This window comes from Bacteroidia bacterium (assembly GCA_016218155.1).
In the GTDB taxonomy this organism is placed as follows: domain Bacteria; phylum Bacteroidota; class Bacteroidia; order Bacteroidales; family GWA2-32-17; genus GWA2-32-17.
The window spans coordinates 35166-55225 of the sequence record JACREQ010000058.1; the positions used below are offsets into that span (position 1 = coordinate 35166).

The 20060-nt window shown below is 31.7% G+C and carries 14 protein-coding genes; 9 read left to right on the forward strand and 5 right to left on the reverse strand.

The features are described from left to right. Positions 1-40: 40 nt before the first annotated feature. The 6 genes from secA (at position 41) to HY951_10660 (ending at position 9045) form a co-directional block, all read left to right on the forward strand. Positions 41-3343 (forward strand): preprotein translocase subunit SecA, encoded by a 3303-nt coding sequence (secA, locus tag HY951_10635; protein MBI5540504.1) that lies wholly within the window; start codon positions 41-43, stop codon positions 3341-3343. 6 nt (positions 3344-3349) lie between these two features. Further along, positions 3350-4123 carry a toxin-antitoxin system YwqK family antitoxin gene (locus HY951_10640; protein ID MBI5540505.1) on the forward strand — a complete coding sequence of 258 codons (774 nt, stop codon included), beginning with the start codon at positions 3350-3352 and terminating at the stop codon, positions 4121-4123. A 10-nt stretch (positions 4124-4133) separates the two neighbouring features. Continuing rightward, on the forward strand, positions 4134-5126 hold the full coding sequence (locus HY951_10645) for an aspartate-semialdehyde dehydrogenase (protein ID MBI5540506.1): 993 nt from the start codon (positions 4134-4136) through the stop codon (positions 5124-5126). A gap of 134 nt (positions 5127-5260) precedes the next feature. Further along, on the forward strand, positions 5261-5665 hold the full coding sequence (locus HY951_10650; GenBank protein ID MBI5540507.1) for a hypothetical protein: 405 nt from the start codon (positions 5261-5263) through the stop codon (positions 5663-5665). 179 nt (positions 5666-5844) lie between these two features. Beyond that, complete coding sequence (locus tag HY951_10655) at positions 5845-7992, forward strand: PDZ domain-containing protein (GenBank protein MBI5540508.1); 2148 nt, start codon at positions 5845-5847, stop codon at positions 7990-7992. A gap of 3 nt (positions 7993-7995) precedes the next feature. After that, positions 7996-9045, forward strand: a complete 1050-nt coding sequence (locus tag HY951_10660) for a hypothetical protein (GenBank protein ID MBI5540509.1) — start codon at positions 7996-7998, stop codon at positions 9043-9045. Positions 9046-9146: 101 nt separating this feature from the next. On the opposite strand, the gene HY951_10665 is transcribed toward HY951_10660, so the two are convergent. Then, positions 9147-11015 (reverse strand): T9SS type A sorting domain-containing protein, encoded by a 1869-nt coding sequence (locus tag HY951_10665; protein ID MBI5540510.1) that lies wholly within the window; start codon positions 11013-11015, stop codon positions 9147-9149. A gap of 128 nt (positions 11016-11143) precedes the next feature. Then, complete coding sequence (locus tag HY951_10670; protein MBI5540511.1) at positions 11144-11311, reverse strand: hypothetical protein; 168 nt, start codon at positions 11309-11311, stop codon at positions 11144-11146. A 134-nt stretch (positions 11312-11445) separates the two neighbouring features. On the opposite strand from HY951_10670, the gene HY951_10675 reads away from it, so the two are divergent. Continuing rightward, positions 11446-14676 (forward strand): CHAT domain-containing protein, encoded by a 3231-nt coding sequence (locus HY951_10675; GenBank protein ID MBI5540512.1) that lies wholly within the window; start codon positions 11446-11448, stop codon positions 14674-14676. A gap of 301 nt (positions 14677-14977) precedes the next feature. Here the strand turns inward: HY951_10675 and HY951_10680 are convergent, their stop codons facing one another. From HY951_10680 to HY951_10690, 3 genes are all read right to left on the reverse strand, one after another. Beyond that, positions 14978-16204, reverse strand: coding sequence for a membrane dipeptidase (locus tag HY951_10680; GenBank protein MBI5540513.1), 1227 nt, complete (start codon positions 16202-16204; stop codon positions 14978-14980). Between the two features lie 667 nt (positions 16205-16871). After that, entirely contained in the window at positions 16872-17624 is a 753-nt protein-coding gene (locus tag HY951_10685) for a hypothetical protein (protein ID MBI5540514.1), read from the reverse strand. Beyond that, entirely contained in the window at positions 17584-18198 is a 615-nt protein-coding gene (locus tag HY951_10690) for a sigma-70 family RNA polymerase sigma factor (GenBank protein MBI5540515.1), read from the reverse strand. Before HY951_10690 ends, HY951_10685 begins: the two co-directional genes overlap by 41 nt. A 150-nt stretch (positions 18199-18348) precedes the next feature. On the opposite strand from HY951_10690, the gene HY951_10695 reads away from it, so the two are divergent. Next, a complete protein-coding gene (locus tag HY951_10695) occupies positions 18349-18672 on the forward strand; it encodes a hypothetical protein (protein ID MBI5540516.1) in 324 nt (107 codons plus the stop codon). Positions 18673-18749: 77 nt separating this feature from the next. Further along, positions 18750-19811, forward strand: a complete 1062-nt coding sequence (locus HY951_10700; GenBank protein MBI5540517.1) for an amidohydrolase family protein — start codon at positions 18750-18752, stop codon at positions 19809-19811. Positions 19812-20060: the final 249 nt, after the last annotated feature.

Below are 20060 nucleotides of genomic sequence, written 5' to 3' on the forward strand. Positions count from 1 at the left end.
AAATAGACACTAACTTTGTTAGCTTTTTAAAAAATATATAATGGCATCATTTAACGATTTATTGAAGAAATTTTTCGGTACAAAGTCCGATAAAGATATTAAAATTATTTTCCCTGTAGTTGAACAGGTTAGACAGGTTTATGTGACATTGCAACAACTTTCAAATGATGAGTTACGTCAGAAATCTGCTGCTTTAAAAGAGAAGATTCATAATTATTATAAAGCTGAGGAAGAGGAAATTCAGGAACTTAAAGCAAAAGTTGAAGGCGATGATATTAAGGTTGATGAAAAAGAAAATCTTTATAATCAGATTGATAAGATTAAGAAAGAAATAAATAATAAAATTGAAGAAATTTTATTGGAAGTTTTGCCAGAAGCTTTTGCAATTGTAAAAGATACTGCAAGAAGGTTTGTAGAAAATGAAAGAGTAGAAGTTACTGCTTCTGAATTTGACAGAAACATCGCAGCTCAAAGAAGTAGTGTTGTTATAGAAGGTTCTAAAGCAATCTGGTTAAATAAATGGCTTGCAGGAGGAAATGAAATTACATGGGACATGGTTCATTACGATGTGCAGCTTATTGGAGGTATGGTACTACATCAGGGAAAGATTTCTGAGATGGCCACAGGTGAAGGAAAAACTTTAGTTGCAACACTTCCTGTATTTTTAAATGCACTTGCCGGTAAGGGTGTTCATATAGTAACAGTAAACGATTATCTTGCTCGTCGTGATAGTGAGTGGATGGGACCAATTTATGAGTTCCATGGATTATCAGTTGACTGTATTGATAAACATCAACCAAATTCTGTTGCCCGACGTAACGCATATTTGGCCGATATAACATTTGGTACAAATAACGAATTTGGTTTCGATTATCTTCGTGATAACATGGCAATCGGACCAGAAGATCTTGTTCAAAGAACACATCATTATTCTATTGTTGATGAGGTTGACTCCGTTTTGATTGATGACGCAAGAACACCACTTATTATCAGTGGTCCAACTCCTAAGGGTGAAGATCAACTTTTTAATGAGTATAAATCAAAAGTTGAAAAACTTTCAAATGCTCAAAAAAATCTTGTTAATGATTTTCTGAACCAGGCAAAAAAACTTATTCAGGCTGGCGATACCGAAAAAGGAGGTATATTGTTATTAAAAGCTCATAAAGGTTTCCCTAAAAATAAAGCACTTATTAAATTCTTAAGTGAGCTTGGAATGAAAACCTTAATGCATAAAACTGAAAATGTATATCTTCAGGAAAATGCTAAAAGGATGCCTGAAATTACTGAGGAATTATTTTTTGTGATTGATGAAAGAAACAACTCTGTTGAGCTTACAGAAAAGGGTATCGACTTAATAACAAATACCACTGATGATACTCAAATGTTTGTTCTTCCAGATATCGGAAGCAGAATTGCAGAAATAGAAAAATCAGGATTAACAGCCGAACAAAAAATAGTTGCTAAAGATGAAATGATTCGCGATTATTCTGTAAAATCTGAAAGGGTTCATACAATTAACCAGTTACTAAAAGCTTATTCAATGTTCGAAAAGGATGTAGAATATGTTGTTATGAACAATGCGGTTAAAATTGTAGATGAGCAAACAGGTCGTATTTTAGAAGGTCGTCGTTATTCTGATGGTTTGCATCAGGCTATTGAAGCAAAAGAGAATGTAAAAGTTGAAGCAGCTACACAAACCTTTGCAACAATTACTCTTCAGAATTATTTCAGAATGTACCATAAACTTGCCGGTATGACTGGTACTGCTGAAACCGAAGCAGGTGAGTTGTGGAATATTTATAAACTTGATGTTGTAGTAATTCCTACAAATCGTGCAATGGTTCGTAAGGATATGCAGGATAAGGTTTATAAAACAAAGCGCGAAAAATATAATGCAGTAATCGAAGAAATTGTAGAGTTAACAAATGCAGGAAGACCAATACTTGTAGGTACAACTTCTGTTGAGATTTCTGAATTATTAAGCAGAATGTTAAAACTTCGTGGAATAAAACACTCTGTTTTAAATGCGAAATTGCATCAACGTGAGGCTGATATTGTTGCTGATGCAGGTAGAAGTAGTGTTGTAACAATTGCTACAAATATGGCAGGTCGTGGTACCGATATTAAACTTAGTCCTGAAGTTAAAGCTGCGGGAGGTTTGGCTATTATTGGTACTGAACGTCACGAGTCCCGTCGTGTTGACAGACAGTTGCGTGGTCGTGCAGGACGACAGGGTGACCCTGGTTCATCACAATTTTATGTTTGTCTAGAAGATGATTTAATGCGCCTTTTTGGATCAGATCGTATTGCTAGAATGATGGATAGATTAGGTATTAAAGAAGGTGAAGTTATTCAGCATTCAATGATAACAAAATCCATTGAACGTGCACAAAGAAAAGTTGAAGAAAATAACTTTGGAATCAGAAAGCGTTTATTGGAGTATGATGATGTTATGAATTCACAACGTGAAGTTGTATACAGCCGTAGAAGAAATGCACTTTTTGGTGAAAAAGTGAGTGTGGATATTTCAAATACTATGTATGATGTTTGCGAATCTATAGTAGGTCAGAATCATGGTAGTACAACATTTGATAATTTTAATCTTGATTTAATAAGATATCTTGCTACTGAAGCACCATTTTCTGAAGCAGAATATAAAGCATTGTCGCCAAATGTGCTTACTGAGAAAATTTACGAACAGGTTTATGATAATTATATTCGTAAATGTCAGCAAATGGCAAATCAGGCTTATCCTGTAATAAAAGATGTGTTTGAAAAGAGCGGTCAGGTTTATGAAAATATTGTAGTGCCAGTTAGTGATGGAGTTAGAGTTTTTCAAATTGTTACTAATTTAAGAAAATCTACCGAATCAAAGGGTAAGGAACTTATTCGTTCATTCGAAAAGATGGCAATACTTATTACTATTGATGAAGCATGGAAAGAGCATCTTCGTGAAATGGATGAATTAAAACAATCTGTACAGAATGCTGCATACGAACAGAAAGATCCTTTATTGATTTATAAATTTGAATCATTTGAGTTATTCAGAAGTATGATTGATAAAGCAAATCGTGAGATTGTATCATTACTTACAAAAGGACATATTCCAATTCAGGATCCTGAGCAGGTACGTGAGGCAAAAGCTCCACGAAAACTTGATATGAGTAAGTTTGATACCAGCAGACCTGATGCTGTTGAAAATTCCGGTGGTGGGCAACCAAAACCAGAAGAGCAAAAGGTTCAACCAATAAGAGTTGAGAAAAAAGTAGGACGTAATGATCCATGTCCTTGCGGTAGTGGTAAAAAATTTAAAAGTTGTCATGGTGTAGGAGTACCTCAATAAGAAACTATGTTACAGAAAAATTACTTTATATATTTTTTGTTTGCAGCTTTAGTATATTTTACTTTAAGTTGTTCTCAGGAAACTGTTACAAGTAAAGAACTAACTAATATTTCTGGAATAACCTGCACAATAAATGATAGTGTTCCATTTACTGGTATTTGTCGCGATTTATATGATAACGGAGATGTTCAGTCTGAAAAGACATTTGTTGATGGATTGGCTGATGGAAGTTTTTTAAGGTTTTATGAAAACGGACAGAAAAGTGTTGAAGTTATTTATTCTAAAGGTAAACCCATTGGTGGCTATAAACAATACTATGAAAGCGGAAAACTAAAAGCTCAGAAAACAGATGATGGCAAAAAGCAGGTTGTTACCCGTTGGTTTGAAGATGGAACTAAAAGTGGAGAACAACATATGGAAGATAATGTTCTTACTGGTAAATCTGAGCAATGGTATAAAAATGGTAAATTGGAATTAACATCAACTTACAAAAATGATAAGCGGGTAGGTCAGTTTAAGGTTTTTTTCGAAAGTGGAAAAGTGAAAATTGAAGGAAATTATGTGGATGGACAGCTTGACGGAAACTGGAAAGTTTGGAATGAAAACGATCAGGTGATTTCTGACGAAACCTATAAACTTGGAAAGAAAACAGGTATATGGAAATATTATTATGACAATGGAAAACAAAAGTCAGAAGTTATATTTAAAGATGAACTTGTAAAACAAAATAAAGAATGGGACGAAAACGGAAAACTTATAAATTCATTTTCGGCCGAATAAAGACTAAAATATGAAAGTTGCTGTAGTTGGTGCTACCGGACTAGTTGGAGGTGTAATGCTTAAAGTTTTAGAAGAGCATAATTTTCCTTTGACCGAATTATTACCTGTTGCTTCAGAAAAATCTGTTGGGAAAAAAGTGCTTTTTAAAGGTCAGGAAATTTCTGTTATTGGCGTAAAAGAAGCGATAAATGCGCATCCTGCTATAGCTATCTTTTCAGCAGGTTCTTCAACCTCTTCAACATTTGCACCGGAGTTTGCGAAATTGGGAACAACAGTTATTGATAACTCTTCGCAATGGAGAATGTTTCCAAATGTCCCATTGATAGTTCCTGAAGTAAATTCACACGTTTTAAGGCACGAAAATAAAATTATTGCAAATCCGAATTGTTCAACAATTCAAATGGTTTTAGCTTTAGCGCCTTTGCATAAAAAATATAAAATTAAAAGATTGGTGGTTTCAACATACCAGTCGGTTACAGGCACTGGTGTAAAGGCAGTTCAGCAACTTAAAAATGAAAGAGCAGGAATTGCAGGTGAAATGGCTTATCCTCATCAGATTGATTTAAACTGTTTCCCACATGGAGGAACATTTTTAGCTGATGGTTGTACAACAGAAGAGCAAAAACTGGTAAAAGAAACTCAAAAGATTCTTGGCGATAAAACTATACAGATTACGGCAACTGTTGTTAGAGTTCCTGTAATTGGCGGACACTCAGAAGCTGTAAATATAGAATTTGAAAATGATTTTGATTTAGCAGAAGTAAATTCTTTGTTAAAATCAATGCCGGGTATTGTAGTTATTGATAACCCTAATGCTAATGAGTATCCAATGCCAATAAACGCAGAAGGAAAAGATGAGGTTTTTGTTGGTAGAATCCGAAGAGATTTGTCGCGTGAGAAGTGTTTAAATTTGTGGATTGTTGCTGATAATTTAAGAAAAGGTGCAGCAACAAATGCAATCCAGATTGCCGAATTTCTTTATAAACAGGAATGGGTTAAATAAAATTTAATTGTCATGTTGAGAGAAGCGAAACATCTGGTACCTAATGCTCAAACTAGATTTTACTCCGATGTTGTAGAGTAAGAAAATAGTTCTTCGCTATTCTCATAATTTTAAAAGTGTTTTTTAATTAAAGAATGTATAACAAATTTCTCATATTTATTTTCTTAACTGTATTGGTATCGTCCTGTATCGATAATCGTGCGCCAAGTGGTATAAGCAGTATAGTTTATTATGGCGAAGGAGATTGTATGCCTCCGGTAAATGTTGCTGCCAGAACTTTTGATTTATACAATGGTAATGTGTACGTTGTTGAAAGAAGTTTAGCGCTTGCTTTTGATGAAAATCATTATGACTCACTTAAAACATTGTCATATGTTACAGAAGCTAAAAATGGTGGATTCTCTTTACTGGTTCCTCCGGGAAGTTATTATATAATGCCAGATACAATGTTTTATGTCTCTGATGATAATTTTGTTACTGTACATCCTGATGATTTAATCGATCGTGAGTTCAAGTTTTTTAAGTGTACAACTTTCTAATATAACTTTCTATATAAAATGAGTATTATTCAACAGAATTTACTCTAATACAGGTAATATTTTTTGTGTATTCATTAATTTGTTATAGTTTTATAAACTTTATTTTTTTTAGTTTTAAATTATATATAGAAATTAAAATTTTTCTTTCATTACTTTTATTAGATAATACTTCATACTAAATGTGTAATCTAAAGCACCAGAAAATAATTATTTGTGTAAATAAACTATTGAAATTTGTTTTTGTATTATCAATTACATCTCTTTTAACAAACTATAATCAGGCATACTGTCAAAAAGAGAATTTGTATGGCAAAACGGCATTTAATATGCTTACACTTCTTGAGAAAAATCATTTTAGTCCACAACAAATAGATGATGAACTTTCAAAGAAAGTATGGCTGAAATTTATTAACTATTTAGATCCTTATCATTTCGTTTTTCTTGATAATGATATTGCAGCATTCTCAGAATTTAAAACATCTCTTTGCAAAGAGACGATGAATCAACGTTCCGATTTTTTGTCAAAGGTTACTTCTGTTTACGAAAAAAGATTAAATGAAACAGATTCTTTGATAAATGTTATTTGTAGTACTGCTCCAAATTTTAATGAGAAAGATTACATAATTTATTATTTTAATGATACTTTATCATATCCTAAAAACCGTGATGAGCAAAAAAGAAGATGGGTTAAGTATATTAAGCATAGGGAGCTTAAGTTAATGATTGGTGAGGGGAAAGAATATTCTGATAATCAAATAGACTCTTTATTAAAAAAAGAACCTGTTTTCAGAGAAAAAGTTAAGAAGTCGCAAAAACGATTTTTTCAACGCATGCTTTTACATCCGTCAGGTTATGAAAGTGTTATTGCTTCTATTTATATGAATGCTTTTGCTACATGTTTTGATCCTCACACATTTTTCTTTACTCCCAATGATAAAAAGAATTTTGAATCTGCAATATCTCCCAATTCTCTTTCTTTTGGTTTTACAATTAAAGAAACTACTGATTATGAAATTGAGATTGCAAGTCTTATTCCTGGTGGTCCTGCCTGGAAATCAAATTTAATTCACACAGGTGATGTCTTACTTGAATTGAAATGGGGTGATAAAAAGCCTATAGATTTAACAGGTGCTTCAGAAGAGGAAGTTTACCTGATGCTTAATGAGTCAAATACCGATAAGTTAACTTTAAAAATTAGAATGTCAAACGAACTTGTGGAAGAGGTTGTTTTAACAAAAGAAAAAATTAAGTCAGAAGAAAATCTTGTAAGAGGAATTATTTTAAGTGGCGAGAAAAAGATAGGTTATATTTCTCTTCCAGGTTTTTATACAGAATGGAATAATCAAAATGATCCCGGATGTGCAAATGATGTTGCTAAAGAAGTTATTAAGCTTAAACAAAATGGTATTGATGGTTTAATCCTGGATATCCGTTCTAATGGAGGTGGATCAATGACAGAAGCCTTAAATCTTGCCGGAATATTTATTGATGAAGGTCCATTAGGAATATATTATTCAAGAGGAGCAAAGCCGGTTACAATGAAAGATATGAACAGAGGAACAATATATGATGGCCCTTTGGTAGTAATGGTAAATGCTGGTAGTGCATCAGCTTCAGAATTTATTTCGGGTAGTTTACAGGATTATAACCGTGCATTAATTATTGGAAATCCAACCTATGGCAAAGGATCAGGTCAGATTGTTCTTCCAAATGATACTGCTACAAATGTTGCAAATAATATTTTTCCAAATTCCGATCCTAAATATGGCTATGTTATAACAACAACTTTCAAGTTTTATCGTGTAAAAGGAAATTCGAATCAACTTACCGGAGTCATCCCTGATATTGCTTTACCTGATTTTTATCGTACCAATAACGATCGTGAGATTTCAAATAAAAATGCACTGTCAAATGATTCTGTTGTAAAGAAAGTATATTTAACTACTTTACCATCCCTACCGGTTACACAACTTGCAGTTTTAAGTAAAAAGCGTTGTGAAAATAATGTATTTATTAAGCAAATGGGTACATTTTTAGATTCACTTAATTCGTGTCTTGATATTAAAAAAATTCCTTTAGATATTAATTCATATATTAAGCTTAAAAGAAAAATTTATAATTTTACAAATGCAATTGATACTTTAGAGACTTCCTATAATAATAATGTTAAACTAATAAATTACGAACAGAATAAAGAAATATTTAAAATTGATGATTATAACAGAGAGATGAATAAGCAATTTACAGAGTCTCTCGAAAAAGATGCTCTGCTGGATGAAGCTTATAATATTATTTCGGATTTAATTAACTTCATGAAACAAAAATAAAATATGAAAAAAATATCTAAAATTGTTAAAAATTGCATGTTGTTATTTTTTATTTTTACAACATCATGGGTATATTCTCAGGATTCTAAATCTGCCTCGGAATATATGGGACAAATAGGAAATCAGCATCAGATAATAATGGAGAATATCTGGGATTATACCAGTTCTGTATCACATGGTAAAAGTGCCAGAAAGGTAGAGAAACGTAGAAAAGAAGTAATTAAAGCAGTTGAAGATGCACAAAAAACAGTAGGTAAATTAAAACCCTTTGGTAACGATGCTAGTTATCGCGATTCAGTTTTGTCATATTTGAACATAAGCCATATTGTATTAACCGAAAATTATGGTAAAATTGTAGATATGGAAGCCATTGCAGAACAGTCATATGATGCTATGGAGGCATATCTTCTGGCACAGGAAATTGCTAATCAAAAAATGGATTTAGCTGAAGAAATGATGGTTCAGGAGCAAAAAAACTTTGCTGCTGCTCATAATATAACATTATTAGAGAATAAAGATCCACTTGCAATAAAAATGAAGAAGGCTAGTGAAGTAATAAAATATTATAATGTAATTTATCTTATTTATTTTAAAAGCTCAAAACAGGAGGCATATCTTATGGAGGCGCTGAATAAAGCTGACTTAAATTCAATTGAACAAAATAGAACTACTCTTGCAAAATATGCAAAAGAAGGATTAGGAAAACTTGAAGCTGCAAAAAGTTATAGTGGCGATTTGTCTATGAATAATGTAACAAAGCAGAGTCTAAAATTTTATATTGATGAGTCAGAAGTTAAAATGCAAAAATTAACTAATTACTATCTAGAGAAAGAAAAGTTTGATAAAATTAAATCTGCATTTGATGCAAAGTCACAAAGTTCAAGAACCAAGCAGGATGTTGATCAGTTTAATGCTGCTGTAAATGCATTTAATAAAGCTGCAGCAGACTCAAATGTTATTAATAACGAACTTAATAATTCCCGTTCCCAGAATAATGAAAATTGGAATAAAGTAGCTCAGGCATTTTTAGATAAGCATGTTCCGAAAAAATAACCGTTAGTCTGCCGCAGTGCAGAGTTTTCGAGAACTACTGGAATTCCATTTGTTAATCTCTATATACTTTGTTACAGTAATAACAAAATGTTATGAATTATTTATTTAATCAGAATTATCTTGAACTTATCTAATAATTTTTCATTTTTAATAATAATAAAATAAGTACCTGTTTCTTCATTTGAAAGATTCAGTTTATAATTAGAAATTTTAGAAACTTTATCGGATTTTATTAATCTTCCCATTGAGTTGTATACTTCTATATCAATTTTATGTTGTTTTTCAAAAAACTCAATATTGAAAATGTCTTTACCCGGATTAGGATATACTATTGCATATTTCCCTGCAGTAATTTCGTTAATTCCTGATTGGTTAACGTTAAACAGTACACTATATGTGTTAATTGTTATACCGTCTTCTGCAATAACCTGAACTGTGGCTGTTCTGTCTGCAATTGTTCCGGTTAAGTTATTTGCCTGAGTTATTTGTAGTGTGGCATTTGGATTACTTATTGTAGCAGTAACAGTAGGCACAATTGTTGTTCCTGCAGGAAGGTTAACATTATAACTTAATACTGATGAATTAAAAACAGGGTTTAATGTGCCTGAACTTGTTTGCAGTGTCATTAAAGAAGCATCAGATGATAAATTATTGTTGTAAATTGTTACAACACTTCCATTAGTTGGAGCCCATAATACAATATTTGGTGGTAGTGTACATGGTGGATCATTTAATTGAACCTGTCCAACATTAATTACATTTTCAAGTTTGGCAACTCTTATTTCAATTTTTTGCTTTGTTACACAAATAATCTGAAAGCCCGGCATTTTTTCCTGATTTCTTGTCCAGTTGAATGCTGCATCAGCTGAAAAATTAGTGTATAAATCTCTTAACGGAGCACCCCAGCTTCCTTCTCCGATGTATACAATGCCATTAGCATCATCTCTTATAAATCCATTGTCGTTTCCGGTAGCAGAAGATGTAACAATTGGCCATGTAACTTTAATGATATGAGCATGTGATTCTGATATAAGTCTTACTTTATTTAACTGGAATAATGAAGCCCAGCAATTAATTAGTGTTGTGTTTGGAGTGTAATATGCATGTGGAACAAATGGATAATGGTACTGAACATATTTCCAATATGGTTCACTGCTGTTATTTGTATGCAATTGTAAATCGGTTGAAAGCCATGATTGTTGCGACACATCACAATTTAGTTCTGTATTTAATGTATATAAACGAAGTAATTTACCGCCAATACTTAAAGAATAGTATGTGTTGTTATTTGGTACATCAAACATATTATAAACATCATCTGTTAGTTCATGATTACCAAAAGCAGGAACAAGTGGTGTCAGCTGACCGTCTGTTGTCAAAGTGAGCTGCCAGTCGGCAAACCAATCTGCCCATGCTGCATTTGTTGATGAAATATAAATGTCAGGAATAGAAAAAACATAATCTCCGCTAAATGCAATAAATGAAGGGCGTATTTTTGATACAAGTCTGTTTGCATCCTGTCTTCTTGTTCTGCACTGACTATATTCAAATTCGCCAATTATTCCAGTTCTGCTATCGCCACCTGAAACAAAGGTTATAGGAGTATTTGCATTATCGGGTAAGGTTTTAAAAATCATTCTTGTGCTTGTGCCTTCATCATCGTGTATAACAAAGTAGTAAACTGTATTTGGCGACAATCCTGTAAGTCTTGCAAACCTATTGTTTAAGCCTTTATAATTAACAGATCTGTCAATCATTTTATTTAAAGGGTAGCTTAGGTAATTTGTTCCAAAGTCTGTTGTACCATAATAAACTATTGCATTTGTAGAAGTTCCAAGATCACTCCAGCCAATTACCATAGTTGTTGATGGGTCATCTCGAAAAGAAAGCCTGTAGTATTGAGTACCTGCAAAAATATTTGTTGCAAACAATAGCATTATTAACGTAAATATGAATTGTCTGATTTTCATGATTTTTAATTAAGAAGTAAATAAATATTTATAAAAATACTTTGTTTTAACTTCTTTTTCAAATGTTTATTAGCATTTTATTTTTGTTGTAAACAATAAAGCCAAAGAATTTTCTTTGGCTTTATAAATTAGAAAGTTAATTGAGTAGGAGGTTTAATAGGTGGAGGAGGTGGAGGAGGAGGATTTTCTGTTCCAATAGGAGGATCTTCTGTGTTTGCTTTTATAATGTTTGAAAATCCTAAGTTTATAATAGCAACTATTGCTATTATACTGAAAGTTTTAAGAATGTTTTTCATAATAGATTATTTTTTTAATTACAACCCATAGTCGAATGAGATGTAATTAGTAACCACGATAATCTATTTTTTATTAAAAAATTATGTTGAAAGTCTAAATTCCGTATCTTTGGAGTTGCACTTTTTATTTGAGAATGAAAGCAATAATGATTTTATTCTTTTGTCTTTTAATTCTTAGTATTAATACTAAGAATATTATTGCGAGAAATATTTATTCTAATAATGAAAAGAAAGTTAATAGTTTAATAGAACAAGGAAATATTCGTTTATCTGTTTTTGAAATAGATAGTGCATTGTTTTATTTTACCGAAGCGCTTGTAATCAGCAAACAAAATAAGTTAAGCAAAAAGGAATTATCTATTCATTTAATAATTTCAAATTGTTATACTTCGATTAAAGAATTTAATAAAGCAAAAGATGAATTAAATTATTCATTAATTATTTTAAATTCAATTAATGTAAAAAATGAATTAAAATCAGATTACTTTTTTTCATTAGGTTATTATAATTATTGTAAAGGCGATTTTGTTGAAGCAGAAATAGCATATAAGAAAGCATTATTTTATAAAAAAGATAATGATTTCTCAATTATTTTGGAATTGGAAAGAAGTTGTTTAAAACAAAATAAACTAAAAGATGCGAGTATTTATTTAAATAAAATTGATTTAATTTCAGATTCTTTGTGGTTGATTTATTCAATGAGTTTTGATTATGCATTATTAGAAATAGCTCAATTGAATTTTAAAAATAATATTTGTAATAATGATATTAACATTCTCCCTTTTTTAAGTATTTTAGAAAAAAAGGATACTTTTTCGAGTAATAAAGCTAGAGCATATCATTATCAGTGTTTGGGTTTGGTATATAGGTACTTAGAGGATTATTCAAAAAGCTTGAAGTATCTTAAAATTGCCTACGATGAATGTAATGCAATTAATGACGATACTAAATATCTTTCTTTAATTTCACTTAGTCATAATTTGCTTAATATTTATTCTAAAATAAGTGATTTCTCAAAAGCTGAGATGTTTTATAATAAAATATTATTGTATAAAAAAAGGTTGAGATCATCTAATAATATAGATGATTTTGAATTATTTTGTTCAGTTGGAGTTAATTATTTCTTAAAAAAAGATTATTTAGAATCTATTAAATTTCTTGATTCGGCTTTGGTTTATTCAAAAAATATTACTCCTGACGCAAAGGCAAACTTGTATGATTATTATGCATTAGCATATTCTGCTTTAGGTGAATATTCAAAGAGCAATGAACATTTTAAAAAAGCACTTTTCTTCAGACAAAAACAAAATCCAATAAATATTCATAATCTTTCTAAAGACTATCAGAATTATTCTGAACTACTAATGAAAATGGGTAGGTCTAAAGAAGCAATTGCAATGGGGAAAAAGTCATGTAAGCTTATTCAACAGGTAATGGGACAAAAAAGTAGTTCTAGTTCAATAGCATTAACATCTATTGCAAATATTTATCTGGATAGTAAGGATTATAACAATGCTCTGATAAATTTTGATAAAGCTTTGTTAGCTGCAAGTTCAGAATCATTAATAAGCGAGAAAAAATTATTTCCAAAATCGGCTTCTGTTGTATACCCTGTGGCATATTTAAAAGCATTAAAAGGAAAAGCTTCTGCATTATTTGTTATGAGTAAAGGAAAGGAAGCACAACTTGAAAAAAGCCTTCTTTGTTATAATGAAGCTATTTATTTGTTAGAAAAGATAAGAAGTGCAAACCAGTTTGATGAAGATAAACTATTGCTAACAGAAAATGAGAACTCAATTTATAATTCGGCTGTACAGGTTGCATATGAGCTGTATAAAATATCTGGCAAAGATGAATATTTAAACACCGCTTTTAATATTTCGGAGAGAAATAAAGCAACTGTGTTACGTGAAAAAGTTTCATTGTTAAATAAATTCCCTGAAGGCTCACAACAATACTCACTATATCAGAAGGACCAGAAATTACGAAAAGAAATTTCTAGTCTGGAACGTAAAATACCAATGTCAAATTCAATAGAGGCATCAAAATTAAAAGAACAGCTTTATAAATTGTATGATGATCAGGAAGCATTCTTCACGATGTTAAAAGATAAATATCCGAAATTATACGATTCGTGGATTTCTTCTGAATGTATGAGTATTGCTGCTGTACAAAAAAAGTTATTGAATACTGAAAGTCTGGTTGAATATATTCTTGCAGATTCAACATTATACACAATAATTATTAGTAAAACCGGAAAAGATTTTATTAAAACGGTTTTACCCGGTAATTTTAAAGAAAATATGTATAAATACATTGATGAGATTTCTTGTGCAGGTGCTGATGCCACAACTATTAAAGGTTTTAATTCCTTTATTCAGAATTCTTATAGCTTGTATTCAGTAATACTTAAACCTGTAAAGAATCTTATAAAGAAGAACTCACTTATTATTGTTTCTGATGGTGTACTGAATTTATTGCCTTTTGAAACTTTGCTAACAAATAACTATAACAACTCACATGTAGATTATCGTTATCTGCCATATTTAATAAAGGAAAGATCTGTAAGCTATGCTAATTCTGCTACATTATACTGCAGTTCAGGGAAGACTGATAATAAAACACCTAAAAATATTCTTGCTTTTGCCCCAGGTTATACTTCGTCAAATTCGGCAATAGCTGAAGTTGTAACACGTTCATTCTATTCACCGTTAAGGGGAGCAAAAGAGGAAGTAAATAGTTTTAACGGTATTTTAAATGGCGATTATTTTTTTAATAACGAAGCAACCGAAACAGAATTTAAAAACAGGGCAAATGATTATTCAATTATTCATATGGCAATGCACGGTCAGGCTGATGCTGATGATTCGGGTAATTCGAGGTTAATATTCGAGAATGGCGGAAAAGGAAATGATGGTTTTCTTTATGCATGGGAAATTTATAATATGAATTTAAACCCTGATATGGTAGTATTAAGTGCATGTAATACTGGAACTGGTAAACTTAGAAAAGGTGAAGGTGTTATGAGTTTAGCAAGATCTTTTTCTTATGCAGGTTGCCCAAGTGTTGTAATGACACTATGGTCTATAAGCGACTTAAGCAGTACTGATTTGATGAAATATTTTTATAGTAATTTGTCACTTGGAGATAATAAAGCGGAGGCCTTGCAGAAAGCGAAAACTGAATATATTACTCAAACCAGTCCTATGAAATCTCATCCTTATTATTGGGCAGGATATGTTGTTATAGGCGATAAGTCACCGGTTGAAATCGATTCGCATATAAACAAAATGTTTTATACTTCGTCAGTTTCTCTTGCAATATTGGCACTGGCTTTTGTTTTTGTTAGAAGAAGATTTAAGTAGTAAAACTGAGTTCTTTCTCGATTTTCTTTGCTCTATCCGCTGCGGCAGCGAAGCGATTAGGTATTTGTAATTATTTTAAATGGTTTATATCTTCATGTCACTGTTAGTGAGATGGCGGGTCATGCTAGCCATGATGTTCTTCTTTCGTCATTGCGTGCCACGACACGCAATCTCATTTGTTACTTCTCGATATGCTTAGCTTCCTCCGCAGCGGCGGAGCGGTGGACGAAGTAGCAACCGGGATTTTCTTTTCACTCGCTCGCATCTTGCGAGTGAGGCTCCTCACTTCGTATAAATTATCTTAATTACTTGTTTTAAATTTTTCTACTTCTTTAAAAACCCTCATAAAATTACCACCCCATATTTTAATAATCTGTTCTTCGGTATAGCCACGTTTTACAAGTTCCTTTGTTATGTTTTTCATTTCAGATACGTCGTAACAACCAATAACATCGCCACCTCCATCAAAATCAGTTCCTATGCCAACATGATCGATTCCAGCTATCTTCACCATGTGATCAATATGATCAATAACATCTGTAACATTAGCCAAAATAGGTGGATAATTTACATCAAGCTGATGCCATTCCCTAATCCCGTTTCTTCTTTGTTCATCGTTATAGTTTGCCCAATTGCTGTGTTTAATTTCAAATGCTGCATGTGCGCTATCTCTTGCAGGATAAGAAGGCATCTTTTTTACATAATCACTTAAAATACACATTTGAATTACACCACCATTTTTAGCAAGTGCAATGAGCATTTCATCTGAAAGATTTCGTGGGTTATCACATAATGCACGGGAGCAAGAGTGAGAAGCAATAACCGGTGTCTTTGATAATTTAAGAACATCGTAAAATGTGCTGTCGGAAGCGTGTGATACGTCAATCATAATACCCAGATTGTTCATTCTTTTAACAACTTGCTCACCAAATGGGGATAATCCTTTAAATAAAGTAGTGTCTGTTGACGAATCTGCTATGTGGTTATTTCTTGTATGAACTAATGTTATGTAGCGAATACCTTTTTTGTAGAAATAATCAATATTCTCAATTTTGTCTGCTAAAGCATAGCCGTTTTCAATTCCTAAATAAATGGCTCGTTTATTTTCTTTTTCTAAACGATAACCATCTTCATGAGTAATCGCAATTTCAGCTTTGGCAGGATAAGCATTTATTGCTTTATAAACTGCATCAATAATCTGGTTGGTCTGATTAAATGCTTTTTCCAATCCTATGCTATCCTGATTTCCCTGTCCAACAAATGCTGCAAAAAACGAAGCATCCAGATCACCTGCCTCCATTCGTGGAATATCATATTTGGTTCCTGTTTCTTTTGCATTATGCGATTTCCCAATGTCAAAGTCTTCACTCATTAATACTAATGGACTGTCGCAATGAGAGTCGATGGTGAAAGCTTTTTTGTGAATAAGTTCAGTTCTTTTTTCTATAGATTTGCACGATGTTAATAAAACAAGTGTAGAAATAAGAAAATATATTACGTAAAATGAAGATAATTTAATTGAAGTCATAAATAATTTTTTAGTAGGATTGCTTTTCTGAATGTAAAAGTATAAAATAAATCTTATTTCCATTTTTCGTCATTGCGTGCCACGACACGCAATCTCATATTGCTTTGCTTAATGTGTTACTTTTCGAGTTTGTTGAGCACTATATGTATTCTGGTTTCGTTACTTCTCGATATGCTTCGCACTCGAAGTAGCAACCGGGATTTTTCTGTACCTGTGGTCTGGGTGTAAGGACTGATCTCTACTCTACATTTTTCGTCATTGCGTGCTACGACACGCAATCTCATATTGCTTTGCTTATCGTGTTGCTTTTCGAGTTTGTTGAGTACTATATGCATTCTGGTTCTGTTACTTCTCGATATGCTTCGCTTTCTCCGTAGCGGCGGAGCGGTGGGCTAAATAGCAATATTATTGGTTGAAATTATCAATTATGCTAGTCCGCCGCGGTGGAGAGTTTATCGAGAACTTCAGGAATTTTGGTTCTGTTACTTCTCGATACGCTTCGCTCCGCCGCGGCGGACGAAGTAACAACCAGGATTTTGTATCTGCAGTCAGGTCTTTCGACCTGACTGTTTTAATATTTGAATGTCGGGTCAAAAGACCCGACATCAAATGAATCCTCTGGTCTGTGCGCTACAGACCACATTACATAATTTTTGAAAATTGTTATTTATTCTATCTTCTTAATCAATTTCTCAGCCTCTTTTACATAAACTGATTTATTGTCAATAAGTTTTTGCAAAACCGGAATTGCTTTTTCAGGTTTGTTTAGCTGAATATATGTCAAAGAAAGATACCAAAGGCAATCTTCGTGCATACCATTAGTTTCATCTTTTGATGCATCAAGTAATAAACTTTCTGCCATGGTAAAATTGCCAAGTTCCATGTACGACAAACCTTTTACCAGATTTACCAATATATTGCTACTGCTGTTTTCGTGCGAAAGCAGTTTTATACTTTCATCATATTTGCCATTCTGATATGCAATAAATCCTTTTTCTATATTTAATAACGAATCATCTGCAGAACGCGAAATTGCATCAATATTTAAAGGTTTATAATACTGTGCATATAATTCCTTATTGGATTGTTTAGAATAAAAAATGTAATAGCCGAATACCGAAATTGAAACAATTAATGCAACAGAAGCTGCAATTTTATAAATGAAGAACCTGTTATTTTTTGATTTTTCTATATTCTTTTCAGGAGCCATTGAGTAAAAATATCTTGATTCGGCATTATTTAATGCCTCCTTAAAATCGGCTCTTTTATTATAGTCATATATAACATTGTTTACTTCATTATATAATGCAAACTCTTTTTCTAAGACTTTATCGGTTGATAATTGTTTTAAAAAATCGGTTTTTTCTGTTTCCGACATACTACCATCTAGGTATCTCTCGAATAGTCCATGGTTTTCCATCGCTTAATTCTTTTAATAGTGGATCATTATAAATCTTCTTAAATAATTCTTGTTTACACCTTAGTCTTCTGTTTTTTGTAAATTGTTCACTACTCATGTTTAATTTTAGAGTGACTTCAGTTATTGAATTTCCCTCAATAAATAATCTTAATAGTTCTTTACATTTTTCGCCCAGCTTACTAAAATGCTTTGCTATTAGTCTTTTTCTGTCTTCATTAGTTATATAACCTATAATATTAGTGTCCGATTCAATTTCTATATTCTCATCAATTATTAATTTTCTTTTAGTGGTTCTTATTTTATCAATCATTCTTCTTTTACATACGGCTATCAGAAAAGTGATGAATTTATACTGAAGTATTAAAGGAGGATCAGCCATTAAAGCTGAATAAGCCGTTAATAGGCCATCTTGGAAGATGTCTTTTGCATCATCCTTATTGCCATAATACTTATATAATATAATCTCTTCAATCACCGGGTAATAGTTTTGATATATAAAGTTAAGAACCTCAGAACTGTTAGACTTTAATCCTTCAATTATTTTGTCATTTGTCATATCAGTTCCGTACCCCATAGTCGATGAAAAGTGAAATAGTAACCCCAAAAGTAAATAAATATTTTTTTTTATTTTTTTTAAATTTTAATGGTTACTAATTGATATCATCTTCGACTATAGGAATTATTTAATAGGTATAATTCATTTTAATAACTTAAAAATATGGTTATGGCAAATGTATTCAGCAAAAAAGAATGGATTTCTGATTTGGAGTATCAGTCAGAAATTGAAACTACTACCGAATGGTTTAATGTAGATGCAGTATGCAAATACAGAAATGGCACCGCTGTAATTATTATTGTAAATATTTTGCATGAAGTGCAGAAAATTACAGTTGCCGACAAAGGTTTACTAAAAGATATTGTTATTAATTTTTTTAGTAATAAGAAAAATAGCGACAATAAATTTAAGATTTTGTATACAAAAGATATTAAAACTGCAAATATTGTATATGAAAGATTAATGGATCTTTATTTTAATGATAAAGACTAATTGTTTAATATTTAAAGTATTTTAAATAAAATATATAAATTGCAGAAATTAAAAATAAATAAAAAAAACAACAAACTATGTTCTACAACTGCCACATTCATACGTTTAAAGATACCGATGTGCCACGTAAATTTTTACCGTTGGGACTGGTTAGAATTCTTTCAACTACTGTAGGTTTTAATTTAATCTCAAAAGCATTAAATTACCTGAATCCGTTTTCGGATAAAGATACATATGACAGATATGTGAAATTTGTTAGGATTGGACGACTTGGCTCGCAGGAAAATATTTTTAACGAATGTAGAAGGTATTATCCAGATGACACAAAATTTGCAATTCTGCCCATGGATATGGCATTTATGGGAGCAGGCGATGTACCACGAAAATACGACGAGCAAATAATAGAGCTTTCTGATTTAACAAAAAAATATCCTCAGATAATTCCTTTTATTCATATCGACCCGCGTAGAGAGGGATTTATGGAACTTCTTAAAAAATCTGTTGAAGAGTGGGGAATAAAGGGAGTAAAAATTTATCCTTCACTTGGTATTTTCCCATACGATGAAAGGCTTTATCCTGTTTACGAATATTGTGTTAAAAATAATTTGCCTGTAATTACTCATTGCAGTCCTTATAATCCTGTTCATTTTAAAGGAAAGGATAAAGAATTGCGTACGTTGTTATCAAAATCTAAAATACCTATAGATTATAAAGGTAAAAAACGAAAAGAGCTTTGTGCCAATTTTACTAACCCAAAAAACTGGGAATATGTTTTAAATGATTTTAAAACTCTTAAATTATGTCTGGCACATTTTGGCTCCTCATATTTCTGGAATGAATATTTAGAAAACCCCGGTAGTAACGATAATTGGTTTGTTACAATAAAAGATATGATACCAAAATACGAAAATTTATATACCGATATTTCTTTTACACTTAGCGAACAGGAATATTTCCCATTATTAAAAGTATTGTTAAGCGATACTGTGCTTAAAAACAAAATACTTTTTGGCTCCGATTATTATATGGTAGAAACCGAAGCTACCGAACGCCGCTTTGCACTCGATCTGCGTGCATATATAGGCGAAGAAAACTTTACAGCTATTGCAGTAAATAATCCTAAAGTGTTTTTTGTTTAAAATGTAGCATTAAGTTTAAAATGTACTTTTATGTAATAACAATTTTCAAATACTTTTATGTATATTTTATTAAAATATTTTGTCTTTCAAATAAAAGTATTGTAAATTTGAAACTTGAACATGAAAATGTTAGAATACGTTCTTTAAATAATATTTGTAGCGTTTATTGTTATTCTGAAATAAAAATCTCGCAGTTTTTCAAGCATACAGGAATAATAAGTAATACGCCACGCCAAAGGCGTGGGGTTG

Coding starts and splice junctions, on each gene's coding strand:
- HY951_10665 (MBI5540510.1), bottom strand. CDS start 11,015: ATGAAAATCAGACAATTCATATTTACGTTAATAATGCTATTGTTTGCA.
- HY951_10670 (MBI5540511.1), bottom strand. CDS start 11,311: ATGAAAAACATTCTTAAAACTTTCAGTATAATAGCAATAGTTGCTATT.
- HY951_10655 (MBI5540508.1), top strand. CDS start 5,845: ATGTGTAATCTAAAGCACCAGAAAATAATTATTTGTGTAAATAAACTA.
- HY951_10645 (MBI5540506.1), top strand. CDS start 4,134: ATGAAAGTTGCTGTAGTTGGTGCTACCGGACTAGTTGGAGGTGTAATG.
- HY951_10660 (MBI5540509.1), top strand. CDS start 7,996: ATGAAAAAAATATCTAAAATTGTTAAAAATTGCATGTTGTTATTTTTT.
- HY951_10690 (MBI5540515.1), bottom strand. CDS start 18,198: ATGGGGTACGGAACTGATATGACAAATGACAAAATAATTGAAGGATTA.
- HY951_10680 (MBI5540513.1), bottom strand. CDS start 16,204: ATGACTTCAATTAAATTATCTTCATTTTACGTAATATATTTTCTTATT.
- HY951_10695 (MBI5540516.1), top strand. CDS start 18,349: ATGGCAAATGTATTCAGCAAAAAAGAATGGATTTCTGATTTGGAGTAT.
- secA (MBI5540504.1), top strand. CDS start 41: ATGGCATCATTTAACGATTTATTGAAGAAATTTTTCGGTACAAAGTCC.
- HY951_10700 (MBI5540517.1), top strand. CDS start 18,750: ATGTTCTACAACTGCCACATTCATACGTTTAAAGATACCGATGTGCCA.
- HY951_10675 (MBI5540512.1), top strand. CDS start 11,446: ATGAAAGCAATAATGATTTTATTCTTTTGTCTTTTAATTCTTAGTATT.
- HY951_10685 (MBI5540514.1), bottom strand. CDS start 17,624: ATGGAAAACCATGGACTATTCGAGAGATACCTAGATGGTAGTATGTCG.
- HY951_10640 (MBI5540505.1), top strand. CDS start 3,350: ATGTTACAGAAAAATTACTTTATATATTTTTTGTTTGCAGCTTTAGTA.
- HY951_10650 (MBI5540507.1), top strand. CDS start 5,261: ATGTATAACAAATTTCTCATATTTATTTTCTTAACTGTATTGGTATCG.